The organism is Kitasatospora sp. NPDC029312, from assembly GCF_055569215.1.
This window is the reverse complement of sequence record NZ_JBVHXY010000015.1, coordinates 90,676-106,538: the sequence shown is the minus strand read 5'-3', so window position 1 is coordinate 106,538 and position 15,863 is coordinate 90,676. Positions and strand designations below refer to the sequence as shown.

The 15,863-nt window shown below is 74.9% G+C and carries 13 protein-coding genes; 2 read left to right on the top strand and 11 right to left on the bottom strand.

What is annotated here, in order from left to right:
• Positions 1 to 146: 146 nt before the first annotated feature.
• From ACZ4WV_RS15130 to ACZ4WV_RS15090, 9 genes are all read right to left on the bottom strand, one after another.
• Entirely contained in the window at positions 147 to 1,034 is an 888-nt protein-coding gene (locus tag ACZ4WV_RS15130) for a VOC family protein (RefSeq protein WP_465746629.1), read from the bottom strand.
• A 196-nt stretch (positions 1,035 to 1,230) separates the two neighbouring features.
• The gene (locus tag ACZ4WV_RS15125) at positions 1,231 to 1,980 is read right to left on the bottom strand and encodes a YoaK family protein (RefSeq protein WP_465746627.1); all 750 of its coding nucleotides are present in this window, start codon (positions 1,978 to 1,980) and stop codon (positions 1,231 to 1,233) included.
• Entirely contained in the window at positions 1,961 to 2,485 is a 525-nt protein-coding gene (locus ACZ4WV_RS15120) for a DoxX family protein (protein WP_465746624.1), read from the bottom strand. Before ACZ4WV_RS15120 ends, ACZ4WV_RS15125 begins: the two co-directional genes overlap by 20 nt.
• A 64-nt stretch (positions 2,486 to 2,549) precedes the next feature.
• Positions 2,550 to 3,212, bottom strand: coding sequence for a hydrolase (locus tag ACZ4WV_RS15115; RefSeq protein WP_465746622.1), 663 nt, complete (start codon positions 3,210 to 3,212; stop codon positions 2,550 to 2,552).
• A 111-nt stretch (positions 3,213 to 3,323) separates the two neighbouring features.
• Positions 3,324 to 5,204, bottom strand: a complete 1,881-nt coding sequence (locus tag ACZ4WV_RS15110; protein WP_465746706.1) for an amidohydrolase — start codon at positions 5,202 to 5,204, stop codon at positions 3,324 to 3,326.
• Positions 5,205 to 5,579: 375 nt separating this feature from the next.
• Positions 5,580 to 6,416 (bottom strand): alpha/beta fold hydrolase, encoded by an 837-nt coding sequence (locus ACZ4WV_RS15105; protein ID WP_465746620.1) that lies wholly within the window; start codon positions 6,414 to 6,416, stop codon positions 5,580 to 5,582.
• 356 nt (positions 6,417 to 6,772) lie between these two features.
• Positions 6,773 to 7,756: an aldo/keto reductase gene (locus tag ACZ4WV_RS15100; RefSeq protein ID WP_465746618.1), complete on the bottom strand. Its 984-nt coding sequence runs from the start codon at positions 7,754 to 7,756 to the stop codon at positions 6,773 to 6,775.
• 103 nt (positions 7,757 to 7,859) lie between these two features.
• Complete coding sequence (locus tag ACZ4WV_RS15095; RefSeq protein WP_465746616.1) at positions 7,860 to 8,300, bottom strand: VOC family protein; 441 nt, start codon at positions 8,298 to 8,300, stop codon at positions 7,860 to 7,862.
• A gap of 125 nt (positions 8,301 to 8,425) precedes the next feature.
• Positions 8,426 to 9,922: an extracellular catalytic domain type 1 short-chain-length polyhydroxyalkanoate depolymerase gene (locus tag ACZ4WV_RS15090; RefSeq protein ID WP_465746614.1), complete on the bottom strand. Its 1,497-nt coding sequence runs from the start codon at positions 9,920 to 9,922 to the stop codon at positions 8,426 to 8,428.
• A gap of 365 nt (positions 9,923 to 10,287) precedes the next feature.
• Between ACZ4WV_RS15090 and ACZ4WV_RS15085 the strand changes: the two genes are divergently transcribed.
• Both ACZ4WV_RS15085 and ACZ4WV_RS15080 read left to right on the top strand, forming a co-directional pair.
• The gene (locus tag ACZ4WV_RS15085) at positions 10,288 to 10,959 is read left to right on the top strand and encodes an LPXTG cell wall anchor domain-containing protein (protein ID WP_465746612.1); all 672 of its coding nucleotides are present in this window, start codon (positions 10,288 to 10,290) and stop codon (positions 10,957 to 10,959) included.
• A gap of 127 nt (positions 10,960 to 11,086) precedes the next feature.
• Positions 11,087 to 11,638, top strand: coding sequence for a hypothetical protein (locus ACZ4WV_RS15080; RefSeq protein WP_465746610.1), 552 nt, complete (start codon positions 11,087 to 11,089; stop codon positions 11,636 to 11,638).
• Between the two features lie 93 nt (positions 11,639 to 11,731).
• Here ACZ4WV_RS15080 and ACZ4WV_RS15075 read toward each other — a convergent pair whose 3' ends face one another.
• Positions 11,732 to 12,607, bottom strand: a complete 876-nt coding sequence (locus ACZ4WV_RS15075; protein ID WP_465746608.1) for a chitosanase — start codon at positions 12,605 to 12,607, stop codon at positions 11,732 to 11,734.
• A 100-nt stretch (positions 12,608 to 12,707) separates the two neighbouring features.
• Positions 12,708 to 15,656 carry a hypothetical protein gene (locus tag ACZ4WV_RS15070; protein ID WP_465746606.1) on the bottom strand — a complete coding sequence of 983 codons (2,949 nt, stop codon included), beginning with the start codon at positions 15,654 to 15,656 and terminating at the stop codon, positions 12,708 to 12,710.
• Positions 15,657 to 15,863: the final 207 nt, after the last annotated feature.

Here is a 15,863-nt window from a genome sequence, read left to right as displayed (position 1 = left end):
GCTATCGGTGGGGTCGCCGCTCCTTTGTCCCCTCTTCCCCCCCCCCCCCCCCCCCCCCCCCCCCCCCCACCGGGCGGACACCACTGATCACGGCTCACCGGCCGGCGGCGAGCAGCGAACCGGCGAGCGGCCAGCGCGGTCAGTGGTCACCGGTCGGTGTGGACCTCCGCGAGGTAGCCGCCCGGGAACCGCACCATCGCGCTCTCCCGGCCGCCCGCCGCGACCGGCCCCCACAGCACCGACGCGCCGGCGGCCTTCGCCCGCTCCAGGGTGGCGCCGAGGTCCGGCACGCCGTAACCGGTGAGCTCCCGGCCGAAGGGGTGCGGCAGGTGGCCGTCCGTCACGGCGACCGTGGTGGTGCCGAAACCGGAGGTCAGGCGCAGCAGCCGGTAGGTCGTGCCGGGCAGACCGATCGCGGCGCCGTCGGCCCGCCGGTCGTCGGAGACGACGCGGCCCTGGGTGAAGGAGAGGTAGCTGCGCAGGAACCCGCCGATCGCGTCGGGCGACAGGTAGAGCCGGTTCTCCGGCACACTGGCCAGGCCGGGGTAGGACGGCGGGCTGGTGTGCATGTAGAGCTGGGCGCTGACGCCGCCGGGGAACTGTACGACGGCGTCCCGCCCGATCGGGTCGGCGAACGGCGCGACGGTCACGGTCGCGCCGTCGGCGCGGGCGGTGCGCACCGCCTGGTCGAGGTCGGTCACCAGCCAGCCGGTCCGCTCGGTGCCGAAGGGGTACGGGATGGGCGTGGTGAAGTCGAACACCGACAGCGTGCCGACGGGGGAGAGCACCAGCTCGGACAGCGTCCGGCTGGGCGTCGGGGTCACCTGGGTGGCGTTCGGGCCGATCGTCGTGCCGCCGAAGGTGGCGACCCAGCCGGCGACGAAGGCCTGCTCGGTGCCGGGTTCGACGTAGACGTGAGTGGAGTCGTACTGCGGGCCGACGGCGAACTGCCGGTGCGAGCCCGGCTGCCGTGACGGGGCGCCCTGGGACGCGGAGGCGGTGGGGACCGCGGTCAGTGCGGCGATCGCCGCCATCAGCGGGACCACGCGCCGGAAGAGGCGTCCTGCCCGACCTGCCGTTCGGGCGGGCCGTGCCGGTCGTTGCGCTCGTGCCCGTTGTTCCGGCTGTTCCAGTTGTGCCAGTCGATTCACGGGGACCTCCCGGTCGTTGGCGCGCCCGGCGCCCGCTGAGCGGGGCCGGGCGCGTGAGGGTCGTCGAATGGAGTCGGGCTCAGGCCGTCGGCGGTGCCCAGGGGGCGTCCGCGGTCGAGACCCGGTGGGCGGTCAGTGCGGTGGCCAGGAGCAGCAGTGAGGCCAGGGCGAGGGCGGTGGCGGGCCGCCCGTGCAGGATCAGCGCCGCGCCCGCGAGGCCGCCGAGCAGCATCGCCAGTGCGGAGAGGATCCGCCGGCCCGGGCGCGGCGCAGCCCCGCCGGCCGCCGTGGAGTCGGCGGCCAGGCCGGTCAGGGTGAGGGTGAGCACGGTGGTGGTGAGGTCGGGCACGCCGAGCCGCCGGGCCACCGCGTTCTGCAGGCCCATGCCCAGTCCCAGCAGGACGATCAGCGAGTACTCGGCTCCGCCCCCGGCCCCGCCACCGCCGCCGATCCCGCCGACCGCGGCGGTGGCGGCCGCCGCGGTCAGCAGGACCGTCTGGACACCGGTGGCCAGGGCCAGCAGGCGTCCGCGGTGGGCGGCCGTGCCGCTGCCGAGCCGTCCGCCGGCGAGCGCCCCGGTGAGGAAGGACGCCAGCGAGACGAGCGAGGCCGTGGCCGACAGCCCCGGGGCCCCCGCCAGGGCGAATCCCAGGAAGACCACGTTGCCGGTCATGTTGGCCACGAACACGTGCCCGAGGCCGAGGTAACTCACCGCGTCGACCACGCCGGTGGCGACCGTCAGCAGCAGCATCAGCGGCGGCAGCGGGCCGTGCCGGTCGGTGCGCGGCGGCACGAGGGTCCGCAGGGCGTCAGCCAGCAGGGTGCGCACCGGGCGTCTCCCCCTCCGCCATCGGCGGCCGGTGCAGGACGGCCCGGGTGAGCAGTCCGCTGGCCGGGCCGAGGACGAGGCACCCGACCGACAGCCGGAGTGGCCAGGCGGCCAGACCGGCGGCGTGGTCAGCGGACCACCGGCCCGGGCCGGTGAGGGCGAGCGCCCCTGAGACGACGACCAGGACCAGCGGGTACTCGTAGCCGTCGTTCTGCACCCAGAGCCCGTGCGGCAGCTTGACCGTCATCGCCACCGTCATCACCCCCATGGCGACCATGGCCGCCAGCGGGGTGAGCGCGCCCAGGGCCAGGAACAGGCCCGACCCGATCTGGCCGGCGCCCGCGGCGAGGGCGGTGAGCGTCCCGCCGGCGAAGCCGTCGTGCCGGAACTCCTCCGTGCCGCCCTTCAGGCCGTTGCCGCCCAGGCGGTAGCTCACCTTCTGCACCCCGTGCCCGGCGATGAGCAGGCCCACCACCACCCGGAGGATCAGCAGTCCGGTATCCATCGTGTCCTGTTCCTGTCCCTGGTCCCTGTTCGTGTTCCTGACGCGGAGTCGGCGCGGGGCCGGCTCAGCCGGCGGCGTGCTCGCCGATGACGGCCTGGGCGTAGACGACCCCGAGGCCGTACGCGCCGGCGTGCTCCTTGACGATCTCCATGACGGCGCCGTAGGTCTCCGTCCGGGCCCAGTCGCGCTGGAGCTCCAGCAGCACCTGCACCCAGGTGACCGGCACGGCGCCGGCCTGCACCATCCGCTGGACGGCGTGCTCGTGGGCCTGCGGCGAGACGCCGCCGGAGGCGTCGGTGACGACGTAGACCTCGTAGCCCTGGTCGATCATCGACAGCACCGGCAGGACCAGGCAGACCTCGGTCCACAGGCCGGCTATGACGACCTTGCCCCGCCCGGTGGCCGTGACCGCCCCGACGACCGCCTCGTCCTCCCAGGCGTTCATCGAGGTGCGGTCGAGGATCTCTGCCTTGGGGAAGACGGCGGCGAGCTGCGGCAGCAGCGGGCCGGAGAAGGACTCGGCGGCCACGGTGGTCAGTACGGTGGGGACGTCGAAGGCCCGGGCGGCCTTCGCGAGGCCGACGGTGGCGTTGATGATCGCGGTGCGGTCGCCGCTGCCGGTGCCGAAGAACATCTGCGGCTGGTGGTCCACGAACAGCACCACGGCGTTGTCCGGGGTGAGCAGGTCGGGGCTCGGAGTGGCGCTGACCTTGGTGAAGTCGACCATGACGGCTTTCCCTTCGGTTCTTTCGGTTCTTTCGGTGGTTCCTTCGCGCGGTGGTCCGCGGAGGAGGTCTCGGGGGCGGGGGAGGAGCGGGGAGGACGAGCGGGGGCCGGGTCAGAGGAGGAAGCAGGGGTCGAACGGCGGGGTGTCCTCCGTCGCGAGGCCGCGCTCGACGCGCCAGTGGCGGTGCAGCTCCGATTCGGCGACGACCTCGCTGAGCAACTCGGCCTGCCGCGCACCGGATCCGGGGGCCGAGCCCCGGCCGGAGGCCTGGTAGCCGCCGAAGCGGGCGACCGGGCTCCAGGCGGGGCTGACCACCGGAAGCTCCTCGTCCATGCCCTCGTAGTCCGCCGCGGCGTGCACGATCCGGCCGCCGACGACCGTCAGCAGGGACTCGATGTGCGGGATGTCCTGCTCGGGCACGGTGAAGTAGTCGTCGGACAGGACCGCGAGATCGCCGTAACAGCCCGGCCGCAGAACGCCCTTGACGTCCTGCTCGCCGGTGACCGCCGCGCCCGCCGTGGTGTACATCGCGAGTGCGGTCCGCCGGTCCACCCGGTTCTGCCGCGGCCGCAGCGTCGCTCCGCCGACCGTGCGGCCGGAGACCAGCCAGTGCAGGGCGACCCAGGGGTTGTACGAGGAAACCCGGGTGGCGTCGGTGCCGGCGGCCACGGTCAGTCCGCGGTCCAGCATCGCGCGGATCGGCGGGGCCTGGGCGGCGGCGCCGGGGCCGTAGCGGCGGGCGAACACCTCGCCCTGGAAGGAGAGCCGGTTCTGTACGGAGAGCGCGCCGCCGAGCGCCGCGATCCGGTCCAGGCTGTCCGGGGAGACGGTCTCGGCGTGGTCGAAGAGCCACCGGTTCCCGGCGGGGAACAGCCCCTCGGCGGCGAGCTTCTCGAAGACCGCGAGGTCGCGCCGGATCGTCTCGTCGTAGGTCGCGTGCAGCCGGAAGCCCCAGCCGTGCTCCATGAGCAGGCGGACGGACTTCTCGAACTCCCCCTCGAAGGAGTCGAGTTCGGGGCGAGGCTCGGCGAAGTTCTCGAAGTCGGCGGCAGCCCAGGTGAGGTTCTCGCCGGCGCCGTTCAGCCGCAGCCACGCGTCGCCGTCGCCGGGGCGGACCGTCTCGATCCAGCGGGTCAGGTCGTCGAGCTCCTGGCCGGCGGTCTGCGGGAACAGGTGGTAGGCGATCCGCAGGGTGAGCAGTCCCTCACGGGCGAGTTCGGTCACCGTGGCGTAGTTCTCGGGGAAGTTCTGGAACCCGCCGGCGGCGTCGATCGCGGAGGTCAGCCCGAAGCGGTTCAGCTCGCGCAGGAAGTGCCGGGTGGAGGTCCTGCGGTCCTCGCCCTCCAGGGCCGGGGCCTTGGCGAGGGTGGAGTAGAGGACCAGGGCGCTGGGGGCGGCCAGCAGCATGCCGTTGGGCTCGCCGCCGCGGCCCCGGACGATCCGGCCGCCCCTGGGGTCGGGGGTCTCCGCGGTGTAGCCGACGGCCTTGAGCGCGGCGCGGTTGAGGATCGCCGACTGGTAGAGGTGGAGGACGAACACCGGGGTGTCCGGCGCGGCCTCGTTGAGCTCGGCGGGCGTCGGCAGCCGCCGCTCGGCGAACTGCTCGGCCGACCAGCCGCCGACGACCCGCACCCACTGCCCCTTGGGGGTGCGGGCGGCCTGCTCGCGCAGCATCGCCAGGGCCCGGCGCAGTGAGGTCACGCCGTCCCACCGCAGTTCGAGGACGTAGTTGAGGCCGCCCCGGATCACGTGCAGGTGCGCGTCGTTGAGGCCGGGCACCACGCGCCGCCCGAGGGCGTCCACCACGGTGGTGGCGGGCCCGATGAGCGGGGCGACGTCCGCGTCGTCCCCGACGGCCGTGATCAGGCCGTCCCGGATGGCCAGGGCGCCCGCCTGGGGGCGGCGGACGTCTCCGGTGTGGATCTTCGCGTTGCGGACGACGACGTCGGCCGCGTTCTCGACGGCGCGGGGGACCAGCCCGCCGACCGGCATTGCAGGCACCTCTCCAGCCTCCTGTCACGGTGAGGGGCGCCGCCCGATCGGGCGGCGCCGGGAGGCGTCCGGACGGGCCGGGGTCACGGAGGCCGGCCCGCTCGAACGTCTGATGGAAAGTTAATTCGCGGGCGCACGGGCGAGTTGGCGCTCAGTGCACGGCCTCCGGTCCGTCAGTGCACCGGCCCGGAGGAGCCCGGCCGCGGAGGAGGCCGGGGGCGGGGAGAGGCCGGGGGCGGGGAGAGGCCGGGGAAGGCCGGAGGGGCGGGGAGAGGCCGGGGGAGAAACGCGCGAAGCCCCGGGCTGTCCCGTCCCGCATGACGGGACAGCCCGGGGCTTCTGCTCATCGCCGGGCGGACGGGCCGCCCGGTGCGGCTACTTCGCGAGGAAGGCCAGCAGCGCGGCGTTCACCTCTTCGGCGTGGGTCCACAGCAGGCCGTGCGGCGCGCCCTCGACCTCCACGTACTCGGCGGAGGGCAGCGCCCGGTGGAACGGGCGGCCGGTGTTGTCGACCGGCAGGATGCGGTCGCCGGTGCCGTGCAGGATGAGCGCCGGCACGTCGATGCGGGGGATGTCGGCCCGGAAGTCGGTGTACCAGGTCGACGGCGCGGCCGCGGCTGCGTGGGCGCCGCCGCCCGCAGCGACGCTCCAGCTGTTGCGGACGGCCTCCTCGCTGATCCTGGTGCCGAGGTTCTCGTCCAGGTTGTAGAAGTCCCGGTAGAAGTCCGTGTAGTAGGCGAAGCGGTCGGCCTTCACCGCGGCGATGATCCCGTCGAAGAACTCCTTCGGGGCGGCGCCGTCCGGGTTGTCGTCGGTCTTCAGCAGGTACGGCTCCAGGGAGGCCAGGAAGGCGACCTTGGCGACGCGGGCGGAGCCGTACCGGGAGACGTAGCGGGCGACCTCGCCGGTGCCCATCGAGAAGCCGACCAGCACGGCGTCCTGGACGTCGAGGGTCTCCAGCACGGTGTTCAGGTCGGCGGCGAAGGTGTCGTAGTCGAAGCCGGTGGTCGGCTGGGAGGACTGGCCGAAACCGCGGCGGTCGTAGGTGATCACCCGGTAGCCGGCGTCGAGCAGCGCGGCGCTCTGCCGCTCCCAGGAGTGCCCGTCCAGCGGGAAACCGTGGATCAGGACCACCGGCTGCCCGGAGCCGTGGTCCTCGTAGTACAGCTCGATGGGGGTGGAGTTCTCCTGGCCGACGGTGATGAACGGCATGGGCTCTGCTCTCTTCCTCTCGGGCAGCGAGTCGCTGCGGTCCACCCACGCTAGGACCGGTGGTGTGCGGATGGTTGCCGCTGAGGGCACCGCGTGTCGTCCGAGAGCGGCCCCGCAGGGTGAGCACGGGACGCACGGGGCCGGCCGCCCCGGGGGTGCCCCGGGACGGCCGGCCTGCTGGTGGTGTGCGGTGTGGTGCGCACCGTCCGGCGGCGGATGGCCGTCCTGATGGACCGGCTGGAGGCGGCCAGCCGCTTCGCGGCCGGTCTGAAGACCGCCCAGCGCGGCTGGCTGTAGCACCGCGGCGGTAGGACGGGGGCCGACCGGCGCTGAGGCGGACGCGCGGGGGCCGGTGACTACCAGCGGTCGTGCACCTGCGGCCGGATGCGGCGGTCGTACAGCTCCCGCACGGCGTCCAGCGTGGCCGCGGGCAACGGCGCCAGTGCGGCGGCCTCGGCGTTGGACCGCGCCTGCGCCACGTTGCGGGCGCCGGGGATCACCGTCGTCACCCCGGGCTGCTGGACGACCCACCGCAGCGCCGTCTGCGCCGGGGTGGCGCCCTCGGGTGCGAGGGCGGCGAACTCCCGTGCCGCCTCGACGCCCGTCGCGAAGTCCACCCCGGAGAAGGTCTCGCCCTGGTCGAAGGCCTCCCCGTGGCGGTTGTAGCTGCGGTGGTCGTCCGGGGCGAAGGTGGTCTGCTCGCTGTAGCGGCCCGAGAGCAGCCCCGAGGCGAGCGGCACCCGCGCCAGGATCCCGACCCCGGCAGCGGTGGCGGCCGGCAGCACCCGCTCCAGCGGCTTGAGCCGGAACGCGTTCAGGATGATCTGCACGCTCGCGACGCCCGGGCGCGCGATCGCGGTCAGCGCCTCCGCGCACGTCTCCACGCTCACGCCGTAGGCGGCGATCCGCTCCTCCGCCACCAGGGTGTCCAGGGCGTCGAACACCTCGTCCGAGGAGTAGACGGGCGTCGGCGGGCAGTGCAGCTGCACCAGGTCCAGCCGCTCCACGCCCAGGTTGGCCCGTGAACGGTCCGCCCACGCGCGGAAGTTGGCGAGGTGGTAGTGCTCGGGCCGCTGCTCGGCCCGACGGCCGAACTTCGTGGCGACGAACACCTGCGCGTCCGGGCGCTCCTGCAGGAAGCGGCCGATCAACTGCTCGCTGCGGCCGTCGCCATAGACGTCGGCGGTGTCGAAGAGCGTGACGCCGGCCTCCACGGAGGCGTCCAGCACGGCCAGGGCGTCCTCCTCCCGGACGTCCCCCCAGTCCGCACCGAGCTGCCAGGTGCCGAGTCCGACGATCGATACGGGACGGCCGGTGCGGCCGAGTACGCGCTGTTCCATGGCGCGAGCCTCTCATGCCCGTTGGCCGGTCCGGGGGAACGACCCATCGGGGCGGCCGCCGGACGCGGTTCGTCGACGCCTGGTGTGAGGGAGCTCCCTCTTCTCAGCTCAACTGCTCGGCCAGTGCGAGGATGATTCCGCTCGGCCCGCGGAGGTAGCAGAGCAGGTAGCTGTCCTCGTAGCGCGTCACCTCGCCGACGAGTTCGGCGCCGTGCGGGCGGAGGCGGGCGAGGGTGTCCTCGAGGTCGTCGACGGCGAACATGACGCGGTGCAGGCCCAGCGTGTTCGCCGGGGTGGTCGCCGGCTCGCGGGTGATCGCCTTGGGGGAGTGGTACTTCGCCAGTTCGATCCGGCCCGGGGCGCCCGGGATCCGCATCATCGCGATCTCGCTCCGCAGGTCGTCGATCCCGACGACGCTCCCCGCCCAGCGTCCTTCGATCGGCATCCTGCCTTCCAGCTCCATGCCGAGTGCGGTGAAGAAGGCGACGGCGGCGTCCAGGTCGTCGACGACGATGCCGACGTTGTCCATGCGCTGAATGGTCATGGGCGCCAGGATAGGGGCCGGGGCCGACACCGGCGGCTCGACCGGCCGCCAGTGCCGACGGCCGGTCATGGCGGCCCGCAGAGGCGCTGGGCCGGGGGCGACGGGCCGGGCTCCGGCTCGGAGTGTCAGGCGGGGCAGCCGGAGTCGGCGAGCACGTAGAAGCCCGGGGACGTCTCCTCCAGGGTGTGGACGGTGAAGGCGTTCCACAGGCCCATGGCCTGGCCCGAGCCGTTGGCGTAGGTGAGGCCGCCGCTCTGGTGGGCGCGGCCCGCCGCCGTCTGGTCGTAGTTGCTCGCCGTGTAGCAGACCGGCGCCGGGGCGCCGCTGCCGCTGGTGGCGACGGCGGAGGACCGGGCGCCGACGGTGCCGGAGGAGTCCACGGCGGCGACGGCGTAACCGTGGGCGGTGGCGGTGTCCACGCCGGTGTCGGTGTACGTGGTGCCGGTGACGGCGCCGGTGTCGATCCTCGCGCCGTCGCGGTAGACGGCGTAGGAGGCCGCGCCGCTGACGGCGTTCCAGGACAGCGAGACCGAGTCGGTGGTGGTCCCGGTGACGGCGAGGCCGCCGGGAGCGGGCAGTTGGGCGGCGCCGAGGCCCCAGAACCGCGCCGTGTAGTAGCTGGAGCAGACGGCGCCCAGGAAGTACGCGCCGGTCGTCCCGCACTGATCGGTGCCCGAGCCGGGGTTGACCGCGAGGCCGTGACCCATGCCGGAGACGGAATACAGTGCGACGGCGGGACGGCCGCCGCCGTCGTCATAGGTGGTGACGGTGGTGCCACCGGGGAGGCTCTGCGTGCCGGACGGTGTCTGGCCGATGCCCCAGACGTCGGTCCACTGGTCGCGCAGCTCGGTGCCGTTGACCGGCCGGACGGTGTAGTCGCCGGTGCCCTGCCAGATCGCCACCCGCGGCCACGGCCCGGTGTAGCCCGGATCGGAGTTGCGGACCTTGTCGCCCCACTGGGCCGGGGTGAGGTGCTGGTCGTTGTTCTGGCAGCCGGAGGCGGCGCTCAGGGTGGTGGCGCACTGGGCCGGCAGGCCGGAGTCGACGGCACCGCCGGCGAAGACGTCGGGGTAGTCGGCCAGCAGGTCGGCGGTCAGCCCGCCGCCGGCGGACAGGCCCGTGACGAACACGCGGTGGGCGTCGGAGCCGTACAGCGACTCGGCCTTCGTCACCATCTGCACGACCGAGGCGGCTTCGCCGCGGCCGCGGGCGTCCTTGCCGGCGTCGAACCAACTGAAGCAGGACAGGCTGTTGTTGGCCGAGTCCGTCTGCGGGAAGACCACGGCGAAGCGGTACAGGTCCGCGTACTTGGGCCAACCGGAGTCGCTGTAGTAGTCGTTCGCGGTCTGGGTGCAGCCGTGCAGCGCGACGACCAGGGGCGCCCCCGCGGGCAGGCCGGCCGGCACGTAGCTGTACATCGCGAGGTTGCCGGGGTTCGAGCCGAAGCCGCTCACCTGCTGGTACGTGCCGCTGTCGGCGGCTTGGGCGACCGCGGCGGGGGCCGGTGCCGCGGCGGCGACGACGGCGGTGCCGGCGGCCAGGGTCAGCACGGCGGTGCCGACGGCGGTCCACCGGCGCAGGGCGCGTGCGGCCGGGCGGGACGTGCGCACGGGGTTGTCCATGGCGGGCTCCAGGGCGGGTGAGGGGGCCCGCCGGTCGCTGGGGGAGCCGGCGGGCGAGGTCGTGCCGTGAAGCATGGAGCCGGGGGACGACCGGGTTAATGGGCGGGACGTACACCCTTCGCCGCCCGCCCCTGTGACGGAGCGCCATGGTGGCGGTGCGGCCGCCGACAGGGCCAGGCGAGCGGTGAACCGCGCGGGGTGCTGAATCCGTGTGGCGGTACGAGAGTCCCGCCCCCGCCACCGCTCGCCGCCGCCACGGCCCCGGTGACGGCCCGGACTCGCCGCCTCGCGTGCTCCCCGCTCATCTCCCCCCGGGAGCGCGCGAGGCGCTTCCCGCTCAAGAACTCCCGAGGAAAGAAGCACAGATGAAGCACGTACGCCGGGCGGCCGCGGTCACCGGGGGCGCGGTCGCCGCGCTCGCCCTGGCCGGTACCGGTACCGGGACCGCCTTCGCCTGGAAGCCGAGCGACGCCTCGCTGGAGGTGGGCTGCCGGGCGGACTCCGGTCACGTCGAACTCGTCCTCGGGAACCACTACAAGGCCGCCGGCGACTACACCCTCAGCCTGGTCGGCGGCACCGAGACCTACCACGGCCGGATCGAGGCGAACGCGACGGTCAAGCTGACCGTCGGATACTCGGGCAACGGCGACACCTGGCGCTACACCCTGGCGGACACCCACGTGGACAAGCGGGTCGCGGACGTGCCGCTCTGCCCGTCCGCCACCCCGACGCCGCCCGGCACCCCGACCGGCACCCCGTCCGTCCCGGTGACGCCGGTGCCGACGCCGACCAAGTCCGCTCCCTCGTCCCCGGGCGTCACGCCCTCCACGCCAGTCCCGGGCGCGACCACGACGTCGACCACGCCGGCCGCCGGGCCGACCGCCACGCCCAGCGCGGGCACCAGCACCGCGCCGGCCCTGGCCCAGACCGGTGGCGGCGACAACACCCCGCTCGCGCTGGCCGGTGGCGCCGTGCTGGCCGTCGGCGCGGGCCTGGTGCTCGCCGCCCGCAAGGTCGCGGGCAGGCGCCGCGCCTGACGCGCCACCGGTCACCGTCGAGAACGGTGATCTGGGGCGCCGGGGCCCGGAGCGGTTCCGGGTGCCGGTGCCCCACGGCGTCGCACGCGAGGAACACGGGCGGGGTGAACCCGGGAAGGGGATGGGAATGTTCGTCAAGGGATCCTGGCGGATCACGGTGGCCGGCAAGGACGCCGACTTCGACCAGCGGGCGGTGGTGGTCGCCCCGTACGGCACCGTGGTGCTGCCCGGCAGGCCGGGGGAGTCGCTGGTGGTCGACGCCGACAGCTGGGAGCTGCGGCTGGAACACCTGTGGCCGGGCGGGGGTTGGCGGCCGGACGTCCAGGTGGAGGCCGGCCCGGTGATCGCCACGGGCGGCGCGCTCAGCCGGGAGATCCGTGCCCGGGACTGCTACTGGCCGGGAGTCCCGCGCCACGACCGGCCGCGGAACCTGGTGCTGCGCCTCGACGCGCTCGGCGCCGAGGCGCCCGCCCCGCGGCGGCAGCCGGCCGAGGCGATCGGCCCGGCCTCGGCACCGCTGGTCAGGACCAGCTCGGATCCGGTGGCCGGCTCCCGGCAGGCGGTGGAGCGGCGGGCGGTTGAGCGGCCGGCAGTCGAGCGGCGGGAGGCGTGGACCGGCCGGACGGCTCCGGGCGAGGCGACGGCCCGGGCCGACCGGGGGTCCGTCACCGACCGGTGAGTCCGCGGGAGCGGCGAAGAGGACGAGGAAGAACGAAGACCGTACGCCGAGGGGCGTCCGCCCGGGCGGACGCCCCTCGGCGTACGGTCTCCGTCAGTCGTCGATCTTGAACGTCTCGCCGTAGACCTTCCACGCCAGTGGGGGCTTGAGGTCGAGGTTGCCCGCGCGCAGGAACACCAGCTGCTCGGTGTCCACCCGGTCGGTCTCCTTGTGGGCGGCCTCGGTCTTCATCGCGGCCCGGCGGGCGTCGAGGAAGGCGGCCAGGTAGGTCTTTTCGTCGCCGCCCTGGGCGGGGGTCCTGGCCTTTTTCATCGCGGCGGCGCGGATGCCGCCGAAGCTGTCCGGCTCGTTGCCGGGGCCGTGCATGACGATGGCGTCGTAGTAGACGAACTGGCCGAGGGCGCGCAGCCCGTCGGTCTGGGCCTGCATCACCGAGGGGTTGAAGTAGACGCGGTCGCGCTCGTCGGTCTGGGCCTGCTGGAACAGCGGGTCCTTGGCGGCCTTCTTCCAGTCGGCGGCGAAGCTCGGGTCGAGTCCGGCGTGCGACGCGGAACCGTTGACCTTGCGCAGCGCCGGCAGGTACTTGCCGAGCGGGCTCCCCGGTTCGAGCTTCTCGTAGTGCTCCACCAGGTCGAGCATGTCGCCGGTGCCCGAGCAGAAGCCGACGATGCCGGCCGTGTAGCCGCGGCCGTCCTTGATGTCCTCGATGTACGCGAACTGGGCCTTCCAGTCGAGTGAGGAGTTCTCCGCGCTGGAGACCAGCTGCTGGGCGATGTCCTTCAGGTGGGGGTCGTTGAGGCCGTCCCCGGTGGAGGCGGACGCGGAGGCGGTGGACCCGGGCTTGGGGGGCTGGGTGGTGCGGTGCGGGCGCGCGTTGGCGACCGTGGCGGTGACGGCGGTGACCAGCACCGCGGCCATGGCGACGTGCAGGGCCCTGGGCCGCGACGGCCGGGCGTGGGCGGACGGCATGCGTTCTCCGGATTCGGTGGACGGTAGGGGCGGCCGGTGTCCGGACGGCTCCGGACACCGGTGAACCGCCGCCGGTGCGTTCGGGCCGGGGTACGGCCCGTCAGGCCTCGGCGGGCGGGTCGGGTTCGGGGGCCACCGGCCGGCGCGGCGAAGGGGACGGGCACCGTTCGGGGAGCAGCGCGCCCGGGGTCAGCCGGAAGCGTTCGGGCCGGGCGACGGTCCGCCGATCGGCCGGCGCGACCTTGTCCCGCCGCTCCAGCCAGGCGTGCAGCCGGCTGCGCGCGCTGCGGTCCCGGTCGTCGTCCGGGCCGGCCGCCGGGCCGGCTGTCTCCCGCAGCAGCACCCGGGCGGGCCGGACGGCGCCGTCCCCGGGTGCGACGTCGACGACCACGAAACCGGTCCCCGGTGGGAAGGCGACCTGGGGCACCTCCCGGTCGTCCCCGAACGCGGCGGTCCGTCGGCCGGTGGTCGACCAGACGACGAACTCGACCGCGGTCCCGAGGTCGGCCGCGGGTGAGGCAAGTCCGGCGACCGGCCCCGGCTCGACGAGTGCCAGGCCGACCGGGAAGGCGTCGAGCACCTCCGGCGCCGCTTCGGCACCCAGCAGCACCGCACCGTGGTGGCTCGGCAGCCGGCGCAGTCCCGAGCCCAGGCAGGTGAGGTACGGGTGCAGCGGCCCCGCGACGCCGCTGCGGGCCTCGGCGAGGAGGGCGGCGCGGTCGGCCGGGACGCCCGAGTCCTCGTGGTGCAGCAGTACGGCCACCAGGTCGGCCTTGAAGTCGTCCCGGCCGGTCGAGCGCAGGCCCGGCAGCCGGGTGACGGCCGGCTCCACCCGACCGGCGCAGCGGTGGTAGTGCTCGCCGATCAGCAGTCGGAAGGCGTCCCGGTCCGCCGGGGTGCTGACCGGTGCCATCGGCAGCACGTCCGCGGGGGTGAAGTACCGGGCGGCGAGGGCGGCGGAGACCGGCTCGGGCTCGACCGTCGGCGCCGCCGGCTCTGCGGCCGGCTCTGCTGTCGAGTCTGTCGGGTCAGTCGGCGCTGCCGGGCCAGTCGGGGCTGCCGGGGGCCGGGAAACCGGTGGTGCTTCGGGCCCCGCGGCCTCGCCCACGCGGGCTTCCGAGGTGGTCCCTGCTGCGGCGGCGGCAGTGCCGGCGGCTGCGGTGGCGGTAGGCGTGGTGTCCGGTTCGACGCCGGGGCCGGTCGGTCCCATCCGCCCGGGTGTCCCACCGGGGGCCCTGTCGAAGGCCCCGCCGGTGAAGTCGTCCGGAGCGGACGCGGGTACGGACTCGGCCGTCCCACTGCTGGTGACGACGCGACGGGCGCCGCCCGTCCCCCCGAGCGGGTCGACGGGCAGCCCCGGTGCCGTGGCGCCCGGCAGCGGCACCCCACCGCTGGTGGCCAGGCCCGTGGGCGCGGTCGGTGCGCCCACCGAGGACGTGGGCGCCGTCGGTGCCCCCACCGCGGGCGTGGCCGAGGGTGCGAGCGGCCCCGGGCCGGGCAGGGCGGGGCGCTCGACGGCGGGAGCCGCGGCGGTCCCCGCCCAGGCGGAGCTCAGCGCGTAGGAAGCGGGGGCCGCGCCGCCGGGCCCGACCAGCCCGCCCGCCGGAATCGCGGTGGCGGACCGGCCCGGCGGGTTGAGCCACACCAGGCCGTGCATCCGGGCGAAGAACCGTGCGCTGCTCTCCGACGCGGCGTCGACCAGCCCGTGCAGCAGCAGCCCGAACCCCCGGGCGCCGGGGGCCGGCAGCTGGTCGAGGAGGGCCCCGAGTTCCTCCCAGACATGATGCGGGATCAGCCTGGCCTGCTCCCCGACGACGACCACCGGGCGGGCCGGGTCCGGGCGCAGGAAGCGCGGTGCCCAGGCGTACGGCGGTTCCGGGCGGAGCCAGAGCCCGGCCGGTACGGCCTCCAGGCACCAGAACGGGAAGGCCCGGAAGAGCCCCGGCCCGATCGTCTCCCAGCCGGCGGCGGCCTTGCGCCAGCCGGAGCTGACGGTGTCGTACGGGCTGGTCGAGCTGAGCCGGATCAGGTACGGCTCCCAGGAGGCGGCCCCGTGGTGGTCGAGCACGGCCGTGGTGTAGCCGTGGCTGCCGGCGACGGGCAGTCCGACCGCGGTGTGGACGGGGCGCCCCAGCCGCTCGGCCAGGCTGCCGGACAGCAGGGCGACGGCGCCCGGATCGGCCCACGGCGCGCTCACCATGAGCTGGTCGGAGCCGACCGGCAGGGCGAGCGCGGCCTCGGTGAACTCCTGCGGGTCGAGCGCGGGTCGGGCGGGTGTGCCGACCAGCAGCGGGGTGGTCCCGGGGGGTGTCGCGAGCTGTCGGAGGAAGGGCATCGGCCCCTCGGGCCGGGCCGTGACGTGGTTGAGCCAGAAGCCGGTGGTCAGTCGGTGGACGGACACCGAGGCGGGCGGTGCGCCGGGCCCGGCGGGTGTGACGGCCCGTCCGGTGTCCGGCCCGGGCAGGAGACCGGGAGCGGGGCCGGCGAATCCGGACTCGACCGGGGCCGTGGCGGCGACCGTCTCGCGCAGTCGGCGGGCTCGGCCGCCCGGCGGGCAGCTCCACCAGGTCGCGGGCCCGGCGGAGCCGTTCGGGGCGGTCACCCTGAGGGTGCCGTCCGGCTGGATGGCGACCATGCCGTCCGGGGCGACGACCGTGATGCCCGCCTTGTCGGCCACCACCTCGGCGGGGCGGCGGCCACCCGGGCCGGCGGCGGCCAGACCGGAGGCGGCGAGGATCAGGCTGGACGCGCCGCGGGCGCGGGCGATCATCCCGAGTTCGGCCATCTGCTCGCGCAGCACCGGCGCCGCGTCCTGCGCCGCCGCCACGACGACCAGCGCGTTCGGGACCGGGCGCAGGCTGCCGAGCGCCGCCGACAGCTCCTCGTCGGTCGTCTCGGGCGGGGCGATGACGAAGTGCGGTCCGAGCACGCGCAGGATCGAGCGGCCGGCGCGCCGGGCCGGCGCGGTGTCGGGCGCGGTGCCGCGGCGGCCGAACCAGCGCCGGGGGGCCGGTGCGGTGTCGCCCGCCGCGGGACCGGCCGCGCTCATCGCGGGCTCCGGACGGCTCCGGCGGATGTCCGGCGAGGCTCCACCTCGGCCATTGGCGTCTGCCTCCCTGGTCGCTGATCGGTCGCTCATCGGTCGCTCATCGGGGCCCGTTTCGTACGGACCTCGCCCAGCTACACGGGATCGGGGGGGGGGGGGGGGTGGGGGGGGGGGGGGGGGCGGCGCAGGGGGGGCCTCTCCGGGGTCGGG

What these genes read in the sequence shown, in the direction of transcription:
- ACZ4WV_RS15090 (WP_465746614.1), bottom strand. Translation starts at nt 9,922, where the DNA reads ATGGACAACCCCGTGCGCACGTCCCGCCCGGCCGCACGCGCCCTGCGC.
- ACZ4WV_RS15105 (WP_465746620.1), bottom strand. Translation starts at nt 6,416, where the DNA reads ATGCCGTTCATCACCGTCGGCCAGGAGAACTCCACCCCCATCGAGCTG.
- ACZ4WV_RS15080 (WP_465746610.1), top strand. Translation starts at nt 11,087, where the DNA reads ATGTTCGTCAAGGGATCCTGGCGGATCACGGTGGCCGGCAAGGACGCC.
- ACZ4WV_RS15100 (WP_465746618.1), bottom strand. Translation starts at nt 7,756, where the DNA reads ATGGAACAGCGCGTACTCGGCCGCACCGGCCGTCCCGTATCGATCGTC.
- ACZ4WV_RS15130 (WP_465746629.1), bottom strand. Translation starts at nt 1,034, where the DNA reads ATGGCGGCGATCGCCGCACTGACCGCGGTCCCCACCGCCTCCGCGTCC.
- ACZ4WV_RS15120 (WP_465746624.1), bottom strand. Translation starts at nt 2,485, where the DNA reads ATGGATACCGGACTGCTGATCCTCCGGGTGGTGGTGGGCCTGCTCATC.
- ACZ4WV_RS15085 (WP_465746612.1), top strand. Translation starts at nt 10,288, where the DNA reads ATGAAGCACGTACGCCGGGCGGCCGCGGTCACCGGGGGCGCGGTCGCC.
- ACZ4WV_RS15095 (WP_465746616.1), bottom strand. Translation starts at nt 8,300, where the DNA reads ATGACCATTCAGCGCATGGACAACGTCGGCATCGTCGTCGACGACCTG.
- ACZ4WV_RS15070 (WP_465746606.1), bottom strand. Translation starts at nt 15,656, where the DNA reads ATGAGCGCGGCCGGTCCCGCGGCGGGCGACACCGCACCGGCCCCCCGG.
- ACZ4WV_RS15075 (WP_465746608.1), bottom strand. Translation starts at nt 12,607, where the DNA reads ATGCCGTCCGCCCACGCCCGGCCGTCGCGGCCCAGGGCCCTGCACGTC.
- ACZ4WV_RS15110 (WP_465746706.1), bottom strand. Translation starts at nt 5,204, where the DNA reads ATGCCGGTCGGCGGGCTGGTCCCCCGCGCCGTCGAGAACGCGGCCGAC.
- ACZ4WV_RS15115 (WP_465746622.1), bottom strand. Translation starts at nt 3,212, where the DNA reads ATGGTCGACTTCACCAAGGTCAGCGCCACTCCGAGCCCCGACCTGCTC.